General features: G+C 36.5%; 16 protein-coding genes. 14 read left to right on the top strand and 2 right to left on the bottom strand.

Annotated elements, in window-relative coordinates:
* The first annotated feature begins 88 nt into the window (after positions 1-88).
* The 6 genes from OK18_RS06850 (at position 89) to OK18_RS06825 (ending at position 6263) form a co-directional block, all read left to right on the top strand.
* On the top strand, positions 89-718 hold the full coding sequence (locus OK18_RS06850; RefSeq protein ID WP_053327537.1) for a TetR/AcrR family transcriptional regulator: 630 nt from the start codon (positions 89-91) through the stop codon (positions 716-718).
* Between the two features lie 103 nt (positions 719-821).
* Positions 822-1817 (top strand): outer membrane protein assembly factor BamD, encoded by a 996-nt coding sequence (locus OK18_RS06845; protein ID WP_053327536.1) that lies wholly within the window; start codon positions 822-824, stop codon positions 1815-1817.
* Between the two features lie 41 nt (positions 1818-1858).
* Positions 1859-2182 (top strand): DNA-directed RNA polymerase subunit omega, encoded by a 324-nt coding sequence (locus OK18_RS06840; RefSeq protein ID WP_053327535.1) that lies wholly within the window; start codon positions 1859-1861, stop codon positions 2180-2182.
* Between the two features lie 120 nt (positions 2183-2302).
* The gene (gene coaBC / locus OK18_RS06835; protein WP_050021864.1) at positions 2303-3508 is read left to right on the top strand and encodes a bifunctional phosphopantothenoylcysteine decarboxylase/phosphopantothenate--cysteine ligase CoaBC; all 1206 of its coding nucleotides are present in this window, start codon (positions 2303-2305) and stop codon (positions 3506-3508) included.
* 122 nt (positions 3509-3630) lie between these two features.
* Positions 3631-4536 (top strand): type IX secretion system protein PorD, encoded by a 906-nt coding sequence (gene porD / locus OK18_RS06830; RefSeq protein WP_050021865.1) that lies wholly within the window; start codon positions 3631-3633, stop codon positions 4534-4536.
* A gap of 77 nt (positions 4537-4613) precedes the next feature.
* The gene (locus OK18_RS06825) at positions 4614-6263 is read left to right on the top strand and encodes a DNA repair protein RecN (protein ID WP_053327534.1); all 1650 of its coding nucleotides are present in this window, start codon (positions 4614-4616) and stop codon (positions 6261-6263) included.
* Between the two features lie 71 nt (positions 6264-6334).
* Here OK18_RS06825 and OK18_RS06820 read toward each other — a convergent pair whose 3' ends face one another.
* The gene (locus OK18_RS06820; RefSeq protein WP_053327533.1) at positions 6335-6724 is read right to left on the bottom strand and encodes a helix-turn-helix transcriptional regulator; all 390 of its coding nucleotides are present in this window, start codon (positions 6722-6724) and stop codon (positions 6335-6337) included.
* Between the two features lie 120 nt (positions 6725-6844).
* Here OK18_RS06820 and OK18_RS06815 point away from each other — a divergent pair, with 120 nt between their 5' ends.
* The 6 genes from OK18_RS06815 (at position 6845) to OK18_RS06790 (ending at position 12423) form a co-directional block, all read left to right on the top strand.
* Positions 6845-8155 (top strand): hypothetical protein, encoded by a 1311-nt coding sequence (locus OK18_RS06815; RefSeq protein ID WP_053327532.1) that lies wholly within the window; start codon positions 6845-6847, stop codon positions 8153-8155.
* 15 nt (positions 8156-8170) lie between these two features.
* A complete protein-coding gene (locus tag OK18_RS06810) occupies positions 8171-8725 on the top strand; it encodes a DUF6705 family protein (protein WP_053327531.1) in 555 nt (184 codons plus the stop codon).
* Between the two features lie 146 nt (positions 8726-8871).
* Positions 8872-9426, top strand: coding sequence for a DUF6705 family protein (locus OK18_RS06805; protein ID WP_156173236.1), 555 nt, complete (start codon positions 8872-8874; stop codon positions 9424-9426).
* A gap of 58 nt (positions 9427-9484) precedes the next feature.
* Positions 9485-10039 (top strand): DUF6705 family protein, encoded by a 555-nt coding sequence (locus tag OK18_RS06800; protein WP_156173235.1) that lies wholly within the window; start codon positions 9485-9487, stop codon positions 10037-10039.
* A 191-nt stretch (positions 10040-10230) separates the two neighbouring features.
* Entirely contained in the window at positions 10231-11697 is a 1467-nt protein-coding gene (locus OK18_RS06795) for a DUF5687 family protein (protein WP_053327528.1), read from the top strand.
* Between the two features lie 3 nt (positions 11698-11700).
* Positions 11701-12423 carry an ABC transporter ATP-binding protein gene (locus tag OK18_RS06790; protein ID WP_053327527.1) on the top strand — a complete coding sequence of 241 codons (723 nt, stop codon included), beginning with the start codon at positions 11701-11703 and terminating at the stop codon, positions 12421-12423.
* A 105-nt stretch (positions 12424-12528) separates the two neighbouring features.
* On the opposite strand, the gene fumC is transcribed toward OK18_RS06790, so the two are convergent.
* A complete protein-coding gene (gene fumC / locus OK18_RS06785) occupies positions 12529-13923 on the bottom strand; it encodes a class II fumarate hydratase (RefSeq protein ID WP_053327526.1) in 1395 nt (464 codons plus the stop codon).
* A 305-nt stretch (positions 13924-14228) separates the two neighbouring features.
* Here fumC and OK18_RS06780 point away from each other — a divergent pair, with 305 nt between their 5' ends.
* Complete coding sequence (locus OK18_RS06780; protein ID WP_050021868.1) at positions 14229-15836, top strand: fumarate hydratase; 1608 nt, start codon at positions 14229-14231, stop codon at positions 15834-15836.
* A gap of 103 nt (positions 15837-15939) precedes the next feature.
* Positions 15940-16224, top strand: coding sequence for a hypothetical protein (locus tag OK18_RS06775; RefSeq protein WP_174441949.1), 285 nt, complete (start codon positions 15940-15942; stop codon positions 16222-16224).
* Positions 16225-16728: the final 504 nt, after the last annotated feature.

Genomic DNA, 16728 nt, shown 5'->3' with positions numbered 1-16728 from the left:
ATAAGATTATTTGGAATTAATATAAAATTATTAAACAAACGTTTATAAATGTGTTAAAAATTTCTTAACTTTACTCAAACTGCACTTTATGAAAAAAAAATTTACGGAAAAACAGATCCACATCCTGGATATTGCGGAGGAACTGATCGCAAAAAAAGGGTATGAAGGTACTTCTGTCAGGGATATCTGCTCCAAAGCAAATATCAACGTCGCAATGATATCCTACTATTTTGGCTCCAAAGAAAAAATGATGTCTTATCTCTACCAGTATAGGGTATTGAAGACGAGGGAAAATTTTTCGGAATTTGCAGATACCATTAAAGAGGGCAAGCCGGAAATGCAGATGAGAGAGATGATTAAATATATTGTTTCCCAGCTATTCAAATATAATTACTTTCATGGGTTTGTTACCCAGGAGCTTCGTCATACGGAAAACCTGAAAGATGAGCTTCTGGATTTCTATCAGTTGTTTGTTAAAAAACTGGATGAAGTGATTAAAAAAGGAGTTGCTTCGGGAGTTTTCACTTTTACTCCAAAGCCTGAAGATATTCTGACCATGATTATCGGCTCTACTTTGTTTGTTATCCGGAACAAAAACTTCTATGAGCTTTATGTACCGAGCAAAAATGAAGAAACTTATGCAAAAGAAGCTGAGAAAAAAGTGAGAATGAATCTTTTATTGAGTGTTTTTGCAATTTTGGGATACGCTGCAGACTAAAATTACGTTAAATATTCATAAAAAAAAATCTATTGGCAAAAAAGTTATATTTTTGCAAATTAGTAAATCGGCTGTATAATCCGAAAACTGTTGAATTTTTTATATGAAAAAATATATTTTAGGTCTTTTTGCGGTAGCGGTGGTGACATCATGCGTAAGCCAGCAGGAAAGAGCAATGAAGAGTGCTGATAAAGATTATATCTTGAAGGTAGCTAATGAAAATTTTGCTAAGAAAAAGTGGAAGAATGCATTGGCGCTTTACGATAGGCTTGCCAACCTGGTAGCAGGAACAGATGACTTCCCTAATGTAGGCTTCAACACGGCTTATGCAAACTACTATGACAAAAGCTATAAGCTGGCAGGGCATCAGTTTAAGAATTTTGCAGTCAATTTCCCTAAAGATCCGAGAGCAGAAGAAGCAGCTTATATGTCTGCACTATGTTATTATGAAGGATCTATGGACTATAACCTTGATCAGTCCAGTACAGAATTAGCCATTAATGAGCTTCAGGATTTCCTGACCAATTACCCCAATTCTGAAAGATCAAAGAATATTACCCAGCTTATTGATGAGCTATCCTATAAATTGGAATTCAAAGCCTATGAGAATGCAAGACAGTATTTCAAAATGGGTGATTATAAAGCGGCAAACGTTGCGTTGGAAAACGTGTTGGAAGATTTTCCAGGCACAAAACTGCGCGCAAAGATTTATGACTATATCATGAAATCCCGTTATGAGCTGGCTATAAAATCTGTCTATGACCTTAAAGATGAGCGTATTGAAAGTGCTTTAACGTATACCAGGCTGATCGAAAAAGAATTGCCTAATACAGATTACGCTAAGTCAGCCCTTGAAATGCGTGCAAAACTGGAAAAAGAAAAACAGAATTTTGCGGTTGTTAAAAAGCAAACTGAAGCAAGAATTGCAGCTTTAAATGCAAAACAGAAAAAAGAAGCTGAAAAACTTGCTCAGCAAAATAAATCAGACCAGCAAATGAAAGATCAGATTAATAATGAAAAGCGTGCAATGCAGATGCAGAGGGATAGTGCAGTACTTAAGACCCCACCTCCTGCGGCGACTTTCAAAATTCAAAGATAATTCGTAAATTTGCCATCTTAAAATAAAATAATTTTCTCAAAATGAGTGTAAAAGATACAAAAGCAGAAGTGAACACTATCACTTACGATAAAGATAAGATTGAAGATAAAGTAGGTTCAATCTATGAAGCTATTGTTATCATGGGAAAGAGAGCAGAGCAGATCAATGCGGAGATCCGTACGGAACTTCACAACAAGCTGGATGAATTTGCCGTTCATAATTCTACATTAGAAGAGGTTTTCGAAAACAGAGAACAGATTGAGATCTCTAAACATTACGAAAAACTTCCGAAGCCAACTTCTATTGCAATTGAAGAATGGTTAAACGACGATATCTATTTCAGAAAAACAGAAGATAGAAAATAATCATCTGTATCTTTAATAAATCAAGGTCATAAAAGAATAAAGCTCTTTTATGACCTTTGTTGTTTAAAGCCTGATTGTGGGAAAAAATAAGTATTTTAGTATTTCAAAAATTAAAACTAAATGAGTGTTTCCGGTAAAAAGATACTTATCGCAGTTTCCGGAGGAATTGCAGCGTACAAAATTCACTTTCTGATCAGGGATTTTGTAAAGAAAGGTGCCGAAGTACAGGTAATCATGACTTCCGATGCAGAACATTTTGTAACGAAATTAAGCCTGTCTACCTTATCCAAGAAACCTGTTTATTCAGATTTTTATGGTGATAATGGTAGCTGGAACAGCCATGTGGAGCTCGCTTTATGGGCTGATGTGATGATTGTGGCTCCCTGTACTGCCAATACATTGTCTAAAATGGTGAACGGAATGTGTGATAATCTGGTTATTGCAACCTATATGTCTGCAAAGTGCCCGGTATTTATCGCTCCTGCTATGGACCTGGATATGTATGTACATCCTTCAACGAAGAAAAACCTGGAACTTGCGGAGCATTTCGGGCACAGGGTTATTCCGGCAGAAAAGGGTGAACTGGCAAGTGGTTTGGTGGGACAGGGAAGAATGGCAGAGCCGGCAACGATCTTAGCTGCGGTTGAGAACTATTTTGCATCTGGAATTCCTTTAAAAAGCCTTGAAGGAAAAACGGTTTTAATTACTGCGGGGCCTACTTATGAAGCAATTGATCCGGTAAGGTTTATCGGGAATCATTCTTCAGGAAAAATGGGCTATTCATTAGCAGAAGAAGCTTCAAAAAGAGGGGCAAAGGTAATCCTGATTTCAGGGCCTGGTTCTCAGACCGTTCATGATAAAAGTATAGCAGTACATAAAGTGACTTCCGCCAAAGAGATGTTGGCTAAAGTATTTGAATTTTATGACAGAATAGATATAGGAATTGCCAGTGCGGCCGTTGCAGATTATGCTCCGAAAGAGATTGCGAAGGAAAAAATTAAGAAAAATGATGAACATCTAACCATTGAACTGGTTAAAAACCCGGATATTCTTAAAACGATGGGAGATAAGAAAACCCATCAGTTTTTAGTGGGATTTGCACTGGAAACTCAAAATGAAGAAGAAAATGCCAAAGGAAAACTTGAAAAGAAAAATCTGGATATGATTGTTTTAAATTCTTTGCGTGACGAAGGCGCAGGATTTAAAAATGATACCAATAAAATCAAAATATTTACCAGGACGGATGAGAAAGAATTTGATCTGAAGTCTAAAGACGAAGTAGCCAAAGATATTCTCGATTTTGTTGAAGCTCAACTTTTGAAATAATTTTAATAAATTTCCGTTCTCAATTTTTAATAGACAATGAAGTCGTTATGATTCACAAAAGCCAATATCTATGAAGGTGAAGCGATTACATTTGACCTTTAAAAAACAATAAGTATCTCCATATGAAAAAAATTATCAGTTTATTTTTTCTGTTTTTTATATACAACCTTAGCTTCTCCCAGGAGCTGCTGGCTACTGTACAGGTAAATTCCCAACAACTAGGAGGAAGTAACCAGCAAGCTTTTAAAGCATTGGAAAAAAGTCTTAAAGATTTTATCAATAATACAAGCTGGACGGGGAAAAAACTCCAGAACTTTGAAAAAATCAAATGTGGTTTTGCCCTTGTTATCTCTGAAAGAGACGGAAATAGATTTAAAGGATCAATTGTTGTTCAGGCGGTACGTCCTGTATATAATACCACTTATGAATCTCCTTTGGTAAACCTCCAGGATCAAAGATTGTCTTTTGAATATGTGGAAAATGAAAACCTTATATTTAACGAGAGACAATTCTCGGGGAAAAACCTTACAGATGTCATCAGTTTTTATATTTATCTGATTTTAGGCTATGATGCCGATAGCTTCCAGGCAATGGGAGGATCACAGTGGTTTGCAAAGGCACAGCAGATTGCCCAGAACTCTCAAAATAGAAATTATGAAGGCTGGAATACTATCAATGAGCCAAGAAGCCGTACCATATTGATTAATGAAATCATCAATCCTAACTGGAACCAGTTGAGATCTACCATTTACACCTACCACAGGGCAGGATTGGATAATCTTTTTAACCAGGACCAGACTTCTGCAAAGAAAGTTATCTTTGACGCGCTGATGCAGCTTAAAATGTATGAAAATTCATTCCAGCAAAGCTATTTCTTCAACCTGTTTATGGATAATAAAAGTGACGAAATTTTCAATATTTTCAATTCAGGAAACAATGGAGGAATTATTCTGAATGACCTGAAGCAGCAAATGATTATCCTTTCCCCGAAAAATATTGATAATAAGTGGAATAAGTGGAAAACATAAAGTGTAAGCTTTCTTCTGTTGAATACTGAATCCTAAAGTTTTATATTTGCATTACTTAAAGTAACCGCTATTGATCCATGCTCTCGAGAATTTATATTAAAAATTTTGCCCTGATTGATACCCTTGAAGTATCACTGAAAAATGGTTTGCAGGTTATAACCGGTGAAACAGGAGCAGGAAAATCTATTATTTTAGGAGCCCTGAGGCTTATTTTGGGCGAAAGGGCAGATGTAAAATCTATTTCAAAAGCAGAAGAAAAGAGTATTGTAGAAACAGAATTTGCATTAAATAACCAATTTAAAAAGTTTTTCATTGAAAATGATCTGGACTATGAGCTTCAGACCATTATCCGAAGGGAAATACTACCTTCCGGAAAATCAAGAGCATTCATTAATGATGTTCCTGTAACATTGGACGTACTAAAAGAACTATCTTCACAGCTGATTGATATTCATTCCCAGTTTGAAACATCCAATCTTTTTACTTCTGAATACCAGTTTAAAATTATAGATGGACTTTCCGGGAATAAAAAGGCTATTGAAGACTACCAGCAGGAATTCTCAGAGTTTCAGAACCTGAAGGTGCTTCTTAAAAAATTGCAGACACAGCTTTCAGAAGTTAATAAAGAAAGTGACTATAAAGAATTTCTGTTGAATGAACTGGAAGAACTGAAGCTTGATGATGTGGACTACGAAGATGTCCAGAATCAATTGTCTATCCAGGAAAATGCAGGGATGATTTCGGAAAATATAGGACAGATCCTGTCAAGGTTCCATCAGGAAGAAATCGGGATTCTTTCTTTTTTTAATGAGGCCAGAAGTAAGTTATCAAAAATAGCTGAAGTTTCCACAGGTTTTGCGGAGCTTAATGAAAGATTTGAAACTTCATTCGTGGAATTGAAAGATATGATTTCCGAACTTGAGCATGAGGCGGAAAAGGTAGAAATCAATCCGGAAAACCTGATCATTCTTACAGAGCTTAATAATAAAATCAATGCTTTATTCTTAAAGCACAATGTTTCAGATATCGGTGAACTGATTGAGGTCAGGAACCAGCTGTCAGGAGATCAGAAAGGGGCTTCCGAACTGGAGGCACAGATTGCTGAAACGCAGGACAATATTTCTAAAAAGGAAAAGGAGCTTCAGGAACTTGCCGGGAAGCTTTCAAAGAACAGGAAAAAGAATATTCCTGTTTTTATAAAAAAAGCGGAAAACCTGCTTAAAAAATTAGGTCTTGAAAAAGCCAGGGTGGATATTGAGCTACAGGATATTCAGGAGTTTAATGCATTCGGCAAAGAGAATATTCAGCTGTTGTTCCAGGCCAATTCCGGATTTCCCCTGAAACCTATCCAGACTGCGATCTCAGGAGGAGAAAGATCAAGGGTAATGCTTGCCGTAAAGAAAATTATTGCGGAAAGTGATGAGCTGCCAACCCTTATCCTGGATGAGATTGATACCGGAGTTTCGGGAAAGGTGGCCGAAGAAATCGGTATCCTGATGAGGGAAATGTCTGAGGATATGCAGCTTATTGTTATTTCTCACCTCGCACAGGTGGCGGCTAAAGGAAATGATAATTACAAAGTAGTAAAACAGGACGTTTCAGGGAGAACGCAATCTACCATCATTCCTTTGAGTGAGGAGGAAAAACTCCATGAGATTGCCCAATTGCTTTCCGGAAGTAAAATTACAGAAGCGGCTTTAGCGCAGGCAAAAGAGTTAATTGGCTGAAAACATGTATTTGCTATGGATTTAGTTCCGTTTGATTAGAAGCCAACCCCCTGAAGTTTAATTTTCAAGAATTACTGTTTTAATTCATTAATTCTTTTTTTCAGGATCTCTATCTCTGCATCTTTCTGCTGGATTTCCTTTTTTAGCATTTCAATGAATTCTTTTTGACTTTCCAGCAAAAATTCGGGAACATTACAATAATAGTTACCGCTAATGCTTCCATTATTGCTGGTAATAGTATTTTCGAAATAATTAGTAATATTTTTGTTTGGATCAGTTTCTCTTATCTCTTCAACGTTTGTTTCCAATAATTTTGAAATTCTTTCCCATTCATCAGAAATTTCTACCTCTCCTTTCTCTTTTCTGCTGTATTGGGTCTGGCTGATGTTAAGATATTCTGCCAGGTCTTTTTGGGTGAATGTTTTTTCGTTTCTTTTTCTGATTAGCTTTTCCTTTACCATAACGCATTTTTTACAAATGTTGAAATTATTCGAATATAACCGAATAAAGACGAATAAAAAAATCTATTGTGGTGTAGGAAAAAAATAGTTACTTTGGAATAATAAAAAAATCACAATAGTATGAAAAAACATTTAAGGCTTAAAATGCTGTTGCTGGCTGTAATTAGCTTGTTTTTGTATTCCTGCATGCACGATGAAACAACAGCTGAATCGGAAGCATCGTATCTGACAAAGGAATACACTTCTAAAAGTCTCTGGAAAGAAGACGAAAAATATATTAAAAACGTCAAAAAGATATTTGAGGCCAATGCAGACCCGGAATATTTCAAAAACAAACATGGGGAAGTAGCCTGGAACTATGCGTTAACGACGGGTGAAGAAAGCCTTCTGGAAGTACCTGTTATCAAAAACGGGAAAATATATTTTACTCTTGTTGTAAAAAGGGAGGGAAACAGAGTTTATTTTAAGACAGATCCCAACGAAAAATCGAAAAAATTTTTTGAAATCCTGATGTTTAAAGATAGGAAAAACCTTTCCGGAAGCCTTAAAGAAACATCGAAGGATCCTCAGGCCAGGTCAGCATGTATTACCATTACAAAAACGGTAACCTGGACAGACACGGTAACCGGTGAAGTTCTGCAAATAGATCATTTTACAGAAACACGCTGTTCTCCAGTTGGCCCTTATTTAGATTGTACAGATTTAAGTCTTAATTCTTCGTGTGGCAGTGGAAGCGGTGGTGATAGTGGAGGCGGAGGCGGTGACGGCTATTCTTACCCAGGAAGTAGTCAAGACCAACAGTTTTTTGACAATTGCGGAACATTAAAAAGACAAGCAATGAATATAGATTTTAAAGATAAAGTTATTGAGTTGGACAAACCTGCTATTTTTAATAAGAATCAAGAAACAGGATATGCAGCAGCTTATGGACCTAAGACAAGCTATGAATCACTTGCTAATACAGATAATGATAATCTAAAATTACCTCCTGGCAATAAATATTTTGGGTATATGCATGTACATCTCAATAAAGAAGGCGTTGTCAAAATATTTTCGCCTGCAGACATTTTTACTTTTCTTACAGGGTGTGTGAGAAATGCTGAACAAAAAGGTACTATGGAAGACGCTTACGCAATGGTTATAACTTCACAGGGGAATTATATGCTTAAATATTCAGGAGATGGAAATTACGGTGTAGGACCTAATACTTTAGCAAGTTGGAATAAATGGTATACTGATAAATACGAACGATTAACTGAGAGTGATCTTAGTAAACCTTCACTTATTGAAAAAATATTTGTACAGTTTTTAGAAGAAAAAGTAAAAATTGAGGGTTTAGAATTATTTAAAACAAATACAGTTGCAGCTTCCGCTGAAAAACTAACATTAGGATCAGATAAAAATACTGTTGAATCAATAAAATGTCCTTAATTTTAAAAAATAGTTATGAAAAATATTATTTTATTTATGCTGGTTGCTTCATTATCTTGTAAAGCACAACAAGTCTATTCCCTTAGACCAGTAGAAGTTGATCTTCCGGAAAATTCTTATGAAAAAGATACTAATAATGAACTTCAAAATTACGAAGGAACTTGGAAAGGGACTTGGGGTAACAAGTCGATTGTTATAACTTTAAAAAAAATAACCCATAAGTATGATGCAGACTTTAAGCGATATAGAGATTATCTAGTTGGAAAGTTTAAAGTATTGGATTCTAATAATAACATCTTATATGATAACTCTAATTTATCTGATGATAATGCCAAAATAAAAGGAGTTAGTTTTAGAAGATATGGGGATAAGTATTCTCTTATTTATGTTGATCCAGACCTTTGTAATATTACTGGAGGTATAGCCATTAATTTTACAGATTCAACTAAGACAAGACTTAATTGGAAACTTAATAAAGGGCGTAATATGATCACAACAGATTGTCAGTATTATAATACTACACCTTTCCCTCAAGCACTACCTGAAGAAATAATACTGACAAAACAATAATATGAAAGTGTATCACAACTAGATGATGTGGGTTGAGAATCGTTTAAACGAAAACCTTTCTCATACAGGGATACATGAAAATTTCACAAAAAAGGCCGTTTTCACGAGTTGTGAGGCGGTCTCGTTTCTTATCCTTAACTAAAAAGATGAAAAATATTTTAAGTATTATATGCCTTGCTGTTTTTACAGGCTGTATAGGACAAACAGTATCTCTCGAAACAATGGCGCAGTGTAATCAGTTTGAAAATTGTCCAAATGCCTCTTATGTAAAAGATATTAATAACTCCCTGAATAAATATGTTGGTACATGGAAAGGAAACAGGGATGGTAAAAATTATGAATTTAATTTTATCAAAAAAGAAAATATGGGAGAAAATCAGAAATGGGACATGCTTATTGGAAGGGTAAAAATAACAAACGCTAATGGTGTTGTAGAATACGATAATTTTAATAAACCTGACACAGGAACCAGATTTACTGGTTTCAATTTTCAGAAAGATTTAAAAGCGTATTTAATGGACTTCTCTGGTGATAAGGTAGGATGTATAGACTATGGATATGCATATGTACGGATAAAACCAGAAACTCCAAATCAAATGAGTATTAATTTTCATCCGGACAATGATATTGTGACTCAGGATTGTAGTAACTTTAAGACAACTTTGCCAGACAATAAAGTTATCCATTTAACAAGGCAATAACGTAAATATCCCGGGTGAAATCTGGGATATTTCTTTCTTCTTCTTAAATGAAAAAAAGATGAAAAATATTTTAAGTATTATATGCCTTGCTGTTTTTACAGGCTGTATAGGACAAACAGTATCTCTCGAAACAATGGCACAGTGTAATCAGTTTGAAAATTGTCCAAATGCCTCTTATGTAAAAGATATTAATAACTCCCTGAATAAATATGTTGGTACATGGAAAGGAAACAGTGATGGTAAAAATTATGAATTTAATTTTATCAAAAAAGAAAATGTGGGAGAAACCCAAAAATGGGATATGTTAATAGGAAGAGTCAAAATAACTAATTCCAATGGAGTTGTAGAATATAATAATTTTGATCGGACAGACGGTGAGACTAAATTTACAGGATTTAATTTTCAAAAGAATCTAAAAGCGTATGTTATGTTTTTTACAGGCGATAAATCAGGATGTATAGACTATGGAAATACGTATATGTGGATAAAGCCGGAAACACCTAATCAAATGGGAATTAATTTTCACCCGGATAATGATATAGTTACACAGGATTGCAGCAATTTTAAAACAACAATGCCTGATAATAAAATAATTCATTTAACGAGGCAATAATCTAAAATATCATTAAAGCTATGATCTGTCTTAAATCGTGGCAAATTTAAACCTTGAGTTTTGAATAAGAAGTCTCAAGCTCCATATTTAAAGATTAAAAATAATTTATTTTTTTTATTAAAAAGATCTTTTTTTATGTAAATTAAGTAACATTTTATACATTATCTTTACTAATGTAAAAAAACTAACATATGTTTCTAAAGCTTTTAAGGCTGGAGATCAGGAGCTTCTTCAGGGGAACCTCTTTAGGAGTTAATCTTGCCATGAAAATTTTCCGTTTTATAGGGATTCTATACTTTATGGGGTGCCTGGTAGGAGGCGCATTTCTCGCTTTTTTCTATGTACAGGAAGAAATGCATCAGGATCCCTTAAAGATCGTTTCAAAATTCCTGATTATCGCCTGGATTATCGATTTAGTCATTAAATATCTCTGGCAGGAGATTCCTACGCAGAATATAAAGCCGTTTCTTACGATGAATATCAGAAAGAATACTCTGGTCAATTATATGCTGGGCAAGACTTTCCTTTCCGCTTTCAGCTGGCTGATTTCTCTCTTCTTTATTACCTTTTCTATAATTGCTTTATTCAACGGATATAGTATTCCCGGAGTGCTGGCATGGTTTGTAGGAGTGTCTTCCCTGCTCTATCTTAATAATTTCATCAATATCTTTTTTAACGGAAAAGAGACCGTAGCTCTCATTGTTGCAATTGTTTTTGCTCTTATCGGAGGATTAGGTTATTATCATATTATTCCGGTGCTTTCCTATTCGGAATCTGTTTTCTATAGTTTTTATGAGCGTCCTTACTTTTCTTTACTCGCTCTTGCGTTGTTTGTAGCGCTTTGGGTGTTGTGTTTCAGGTATGTACGCCGGTCATTTTACCTGGACGAGGGCCTTGAAGCAAAGAAAACAGAGGGAAAAACAGAAAATATTGCCTTTTTAAACAAATATGGGGCTATAGGAACATTTATTAATAATGATATTAAGATGTTAAGACGAAACAAGGTTACCAAAGGAATTCTCATGGGGAGTTTTATGTTTCTTTTCTACGGGCTTCTGATGTTTACTTCTCCACTATACAAAACTCCGGCAATGATGATGTTTATGGGGTTATTTGTAACAGGAGGATTTCAGTTCCTGTTTGGGCAGAGGGTGCCCGCCTTTGACAGTTCGTACTACCCATTGATGATGACCCTGAATGTCCCTTATAAGGAATATCTAAAAGCAAAATGGTGGCTGATGAATATTGTGACAGGGGCTTCCATTATTATTGCATTAATTTACGTTTACTTCGGATGGGAGTTATATATCACCTTTTTGGCGGCAGGATTGTATAATATTGGTGTCAATTCTCAGTTTACCCTTTGGTCAGGCGCCTTCAATAAAACCCAGATCGATCTTAATTCAAAAGAAAAAAGAATAGGGCAGAAAGGAAGCTTTAATTTAGTCGCCCTGCTTCTGCTGATTCCTAAAATGTTACTTCCTATGGCGGCTTTTGCTGTCACCAAATATTTCTTTGGAATCACTGCCGGTGTCGTGTGTATTGCCATTCTGGGGTTAGCCGGGTTTATTATCAGGGAAAAGATTTTCGACATTATTGTAAAACATTATAAAAAAGAAAAATACAGTACGCTGGATGCGTTCAAAAATAAAAGTTAAGCCATGATCAGTATACATAATTTAACCAAAACCTACGGACCGGCGACGGTTCTTAATATTGAACACCTTGATATACCGGGCGGGGAAACATTTGGCCTTGTAGGAAATAACGGAGCCGGAAAGACAACTCTGTTCAGCCTGATGCTGGATCTGATCCAGGCAACAACAGGTTCAGTAAGTATTGACGGAATTAAAGTGAATGAATCCGAAGAATGGAAAAACAAGGTTTCCGCTTTTGTAGATGATACTTTCTTAATCGGATACCTGACTCCTGAAGAATATTTTTATTTTATCGGAGAATTGAGGGGGCAAAATAAAGCCTCTGTGGATGAATTCCTGAAACCTTTCCATGATTTCTTCAACGGGGAGATTTTGGCATCCGGAAAATATATCCGTGACCTGTCGAAAGGAAACCAGAAAAAGGTAGGTATTGTAGGGGCAATTATCGGGAACCCCGAAATTATTATCCTTGATGAACCTTTTGCCAATCTGGACCCATCTACACAGATCAAGCTTAAGAATTTAATCAAGGAATTAGCTAAGCAGGAGGGCGTTACTTTTCTTATTTCCAGCCATGATTTGTCCCATACTACAGAAGTCTGCAACAGGATTGTAGTGGTAAATAAAGGATTGATGGTAAAAGATATTCAGACAAATCCGGAAACCCTGAAAGAACTGGAGCATTATTTTGCTGAGCAGGTTTCCTCCGGACCGGAACCCTCATAAGTACCGAACTTTCAGAATGAATGTGATTAAATAATTTATGATCAGTAAAAAACTCCGGAATATTCCCGGAGTTTTTCTATAAGTCTATGAATAAAATTAGGTGTATTATTTCAAGCTGCCCACCATATCCTCAGGTTTTACCCACTGATCAAATTGTTCAGCAGTTAAAAAGCCAAGATTGATGGCTTCCTCTTTTAATGTGGTCCCGTTTTTATGAGCCGTTTTAGCAATTTTTGCTGCATTTTCATATCCGATATGAGTGTTTAAAGCAGTTACCAGCATTAAAGACTTATCCACCAGTTCTTTAATCCTCTCGTGATTCGGTTCAATTCCTACCGCACAATGGTCATTGAATGAAATGCAGGCATCGGCAATCAGCTGGGCAGACTGCAGGAAATTATAAGCCATTACAGGTTTGAATACGTTCAACTCATAATTTCCTTGTGTTCCCGCAAAAGAAATAGTCGTGTCATTTCCCAGAACCTGGGCGCAGACCATCGTCATTGCTTCGTTTTGAGTAGGGTTCACTTTACCTGGCATAATGGATGATCCCGGCTCATTTTCAGGAATGTAGATTTCCCCGATTCCTGAACGTGGACCTGAAGCCAGTAATCTGATATCCTGTGCAATTTTATATAAAGAAACGGCAAGCTGTTTTAAGGCTCCGTGGGTTTCTACAATAGCATCATGGGCAGCAAGCGCTTCAAATTTATTTTCTGCTGTTACAAAAGGGTGACTGGTAAACTTAGCAATGTATTCAGCTACTTTTACATCATATCCGTTTGGGGTATTCAGACCGGTTCCTACGGCAGTTCCTCCCAATGCCAGTTCAGAAAGATGAGGTAAAGTATTTCTTAAAGCCCTCAGACCGAATTCCAATTGTGCCACATAGCCTGAAAATTCCTGGCCAAGCGTAAGAGGAGTAGCATCCATAAGGTGGGTTCTTCCGATTTTTACAACATCTTTGAATGCCTTAGATTTTTCAGCTAAGGTATTTTTTAATTTTTCTACTGCCGGAATTGTTATTTCCACCACTTTTTTATAAGCAGCAATATGCATGGCTGTAGGATAGGTGTCATTGGAAGACTGGGATTTATTGACATCATCGTTCGGATGGATTTCTGATTTTTCGCCTAAAGTCCCGCCATTATTGATGTGAGCCTTATTTGAAATGACTTCATTGACATTCATGTTGGATTGAGTTCCGGAACCTGTCTGCCAGATGACCAAAGGAAACTGATCATTAAGCTTTCCTTCCAGAATTTCATCGCAAACTTTGGCAATCATATCCCTTTTCTCAGCAGGAAGCACACCCAAGTCCGTATTGGTATAAGCCGCCGCTTTTTTCAGATAGGCAAAAGCTTCAATAATCTCGTGAGGCATGGAGCCTTCAGGACCGATTTTAAAATTATTTCTGGAACGCTCCGTCTGTGCACCCCAAAGTTTGTCTGCAGGGACCTGCACTTCTCCCATGGTGTCTTTTTCTATTCTGTAATTCATTGTGATGGAATTTTATAATCTGTTTTATTATTTACGGCACTTAGAGGTTAAAATCATTCTGCAATTGCTCATGGATAAGAGACCGAAGATTTCAAAAACCTGTATCCTTATCAGCAGTTAGTATCTGAATCTTAAAAAAACCTTAAGCGGTAAATACTTTATAGCCTGATTTATTTAGCTCGAATAAAGGTACTTATAAACTCAGAATTCTGCAATTTATAATCATTATAAATATCGATTTTAATGACTGATTTTACTCATATTTTTTTAATGGAAGCCGTATTTTTGTGCAAACAAAAAATTGAATGGAATTTAGATATCAGGATCCGTATCCAATTCAGAAAGATGATACGGTGTATAAAAAGCTTACATCAGATTATGTAAAAGTTGAAAAACTGGGAGACAGAGAAATCTTAACGGTTGATCCAAAAGGATTGGAACTATTGGCCGAAGAAGCGATGGCTGACGTCTCTTTCATGTTGCGTTCTTCACACTTAGAAAGTCTCAGAAGAATTATTGATGATCCTGAAGCTACTGATAATGACAGATTCGTTGCCTATAACCTGTTGCAAAATGCAGCTGTAGCGGCTGAAGGAGCACTTCCTTCCTGCCAGGATACAGGAACTGCCATTGTTATGGGTAAAAAAGGAGAAGATGTTTACACGGGAGTTGATGATGGAGAATACCTTAGTAAAGGAATCTACAATACATACCAAAAAAGAAATCTGAGATATTCCCAGGTTGTTCCTTTAACCATGTTCGATGAGAAGAACTCAGGATCAAATCTTCCGGCACAGATTGATATCTATGCTAAAAAAGGTGATTATTATGAGTTTTTATTCTTAACGAAAGGAGGAGGTTCTGCCAATAAAACATTCTTATATCAAAAGACAAAATCTTTATTGAACGAAAAATCCCTAGAAGAATTTATCAGGGAAAAAATTTCGGATCTGGGAACAGCAGCGTGCCCGCCATACCATCTTGCACTGGTTATCGGAGGTACTTCAGCAGAGGCCAATCTTGCAGCAGTAAAGAAAGCTTCGGCAAAATATTATGATAATCTTCCAACGGAAGGAAATGAGGCAGGACAAGCGTTCAGAGACCTTGAATGGGAAGCAAGAGTTCAGAAAATCTGCCAGGAAAGTGCAATCGGAGCACAGTTTGGGGGTAAATACCTGACTCACGATGTAAGGGTCATCAGACTTCCGAGACATGCCGCTTCCTGCCCGGTAGGAATGGGCGTTTCCTGTTCTGCAGATAGAAATATCAAAGGAAAGATTACCAAAGAGGGTATTTTCCTTGAGCAACTGGAGCAGGACCCAAAAAGATTCCTGCCTGCTACTCCGCCACACCTGGAAGAGGCGGTTGAGATTAATCTCAATAAACCAATGCCTGAGATTCTGGCAGAACTTTCAAAATATCCGATCAAAACAAGGCTAAAGCTGAACGGAACCCTGATTGTTGCCAGAGATATTGCCCACGCAAAAATCAAAGAAATTATTGATAGTGGTAAACCCATGCCTGAATATTTCAAAAATCACCCGATTTATTATGCAGGGCCGGCAAAAACTCCGGAAGGAATGGCTTCAGGAAGCTTCGGGCCTACTACGGCAGGAAGAATGGATGTGTATGTGGATGAATTCCAGAGCCATGGCGGAAGTATGATCATGCTTGCAAAAGGAAACAGAAGCAAAGAGGTTACGGAGGCGTGCAATAAATACGGAGGTTTCTATCTGGGATCCATCGGGGGCCCGGCTGCCATTCTTGCTAAAGACAATATTGTATCTGTAGATGTTGTAGATTTTCCGGAATTAGGTATGGAAGCCGTAAGGAAAATTGAAGTCAGAGACTTCCCTGCATTCATTATTACAGATGATAAAGGAAATGATTTCTTTGCTGATCTTGCTCACTAATAGCCTTAAACCTATATAGAATTAAAATAAATTAAAAAATAGGTCCTGTATCTTTTGTGTAAAAAAGAAAAAAGTTCTATTTTTGCCTAAAATCTTTAAGAGAATGATAACGATTTTATCAGCATTTTGGCCGTTCTACCAGTTCCTATGGACTATATTCTTCATTACGATGTTCTTAGTAGGATTCTGGTGTATTTTCATGTTCTTCGGATTAGTAATCCCAATGTGGTTAACAGAAGGTTTGAAAGAGTACTTCGGAAAAGTGAAGCCTTTCGATCCTGAAGATATCAGAAGAAAGAACATCTATGAGCAGGAAGGGGTAGAGGTTATTTATAACCAGCCTAAAGGGAACGGGCCTTTTATCCACGATCACGGACATCATCATTAATTGATTGTCATTGCTTTTTCACCTGAATTCTGAAAAAGTAATATCAAAGCAAAACAACATATATAAACCGCTTAATCCGTTAAGCGGTTTTTTTATTTCCCAGTGTCAGCTATTCCGGAAAGACTCGGGATTTCTTTTGGGTCAGTCTCAAAAATTTGGACATAATACATTGGGTCTGAATATAAAAAATTCTGTCCATTATTGATTAGCATCAAAATTATTGAGTTCGTTTTTCACGCAAAGTTTAAAAAAAATAATGTCTATTTCAGGTAGGCAAAAAAGGCAGCATAGCTGCTGATGAAGCGCATGCAAAGTCTTCGCTTCATCAGAATCGATTAAAGATCAATTCATTTCTTAGCTTACCTAAAATAAAGGGTAATCAAAAAGAAACCCCTTGCGTGAATTTTAAAAATTAAATAGATCTAAATATTATATACCCCCAACTTTTGCACTTGATCCTTTCTTTTACATGTATAAACAACTTCATCGGCAATTTCAGAGTCC

The sequence above is a fragment of the Chryseobacterium gallinarum genome (assembly GCF_001021975.1).
Taxonomy (GTDB): domain Bacteria; phylum Bacteroidota; class Bacteroidia; order Flavobacteriales; family Weeksellaceae; genus Chryseobacterium; species Chryseobacterium gallinarum.
This window is presented reverse-complemented; position numbering and strand designations above follow the sequence as displayed.

What these genes read in the sequence shown, in the direction of transcription:
- fumC (WP_053327526.1), bottom strand. Translation starts at nt 13,923, where the DNA reads ATGAATTACAGAATAGAAAAAGACACCATGGGAGAAGTGCAGGTCCCT.
- OK18_RS06845 (WP_053327536.1), top strand. Translation starts at nt 822, where the DNA reads ATGAAAAAATATATTTTAGGTCTTTTTGCGGTAGCGGTGGTGACATCA.
- OK18_RS06780 (WP_050021868.1), top strand. Translation starts at nt 14,229, where the DNA reads ATGGAATTTAGATATCAGGATCCGTATCCAATTCAGAAAGATGATACG.
- porD (WP_050021865.1), top strand. Translation starts at nt 3,631, where the DNA reads ATGAAAAAAATTATCAGTTTATTTTTTCTGTTTTTTATATACAACCTT.
- OK18_RS06820 (WP_053327533.1), bottom strand. Translation starts at nt 6,724, where the DNA reads ATGGTAAAGGAAAAGCTAATCAGAAAAAGAAACGAAAAAACATTCACC.
- OK18_RS06825 (WP_053327534.1), top strand. Translation starts at nt 4,614, where the DNA reads ATGCTCTCGAGAATTTATATTAAAAATTTTGCCCTGATTGATACCCTT.
- OK18_RS06850 (WP_053327537.1), top strand. Translation starts at nt 89, where the DNA reads ATGAAAAAAAAATTTACGGAAAAACAGATCCACATCCTGGATATTGCG.
- OK18_RS06840 (WP_053327535.1), top strand. Translation starts at nt 1,859, where the DNA reads ATGAGTGTAAAAGATACAAAAGCAGAAGTGAACACTATCACTTACGAT.
- OK18_RS06815 (WP_053327532.1), top strand. Translation starts at nt 6,845, where the DNA reads ATGAAAAAACATTTAAGGCTTAAAATGCTGTTGCTGGCTGTAATTAGC.
- coaBC (WP_050021864.1), top strand. Translation starts at nt 2,303, where the DNA reads ATGAGTGTTTCCGGTAAAAAGATACTTATCGCAGTTTCCGGAGGAATT.
- OK18_RS06800 (WP_156173235.1), top strand. Translation starts at nt 9,485, where the DNA reads ATGAAAAATATTTTAAGTATTATATGCCTTGCTGTTTTTACAGGCTGT.
- OK18_RS06775 (WP_174441949.1), top strand. Translation starts at nt 15,940, where the DNA reads ATGATAACGATTTTATCAGCATTTTGGCCGTTCTACCAGTTCCTATGG.
- OK18_RS06795 (WP_053327528.1), top strand. Translation starts at nt 10,231, where the DNA reads ATGTTTCTAAAGCTTTTAAGGCTGGAGATCAGGAGCTTCTTCAGGGGA.
- OK18_RS06805 (WP_156173236.1), top strand. Translation starts at nt 8,872, where the DNA reads ATGAAAAATATTTTAAGTATTATATGCCTTGCTGTTTTTACAGGCTGT.
- OK18_RS06810 (WP_053327531.1), top strand. Translation starts at nt 8,171, where the DNA reads ATGAAAAATATTATTTTATTTATGCTGGTTGCTTCATTATCTTGTAAA.
- OK18_RS06790 (WP_053327527.1), top strand. Translation starts at nt 11,701, where the DNA reads ATGATCAGTATACATAATTTAACCAAAACCTACGGACCGGCGACGGTT.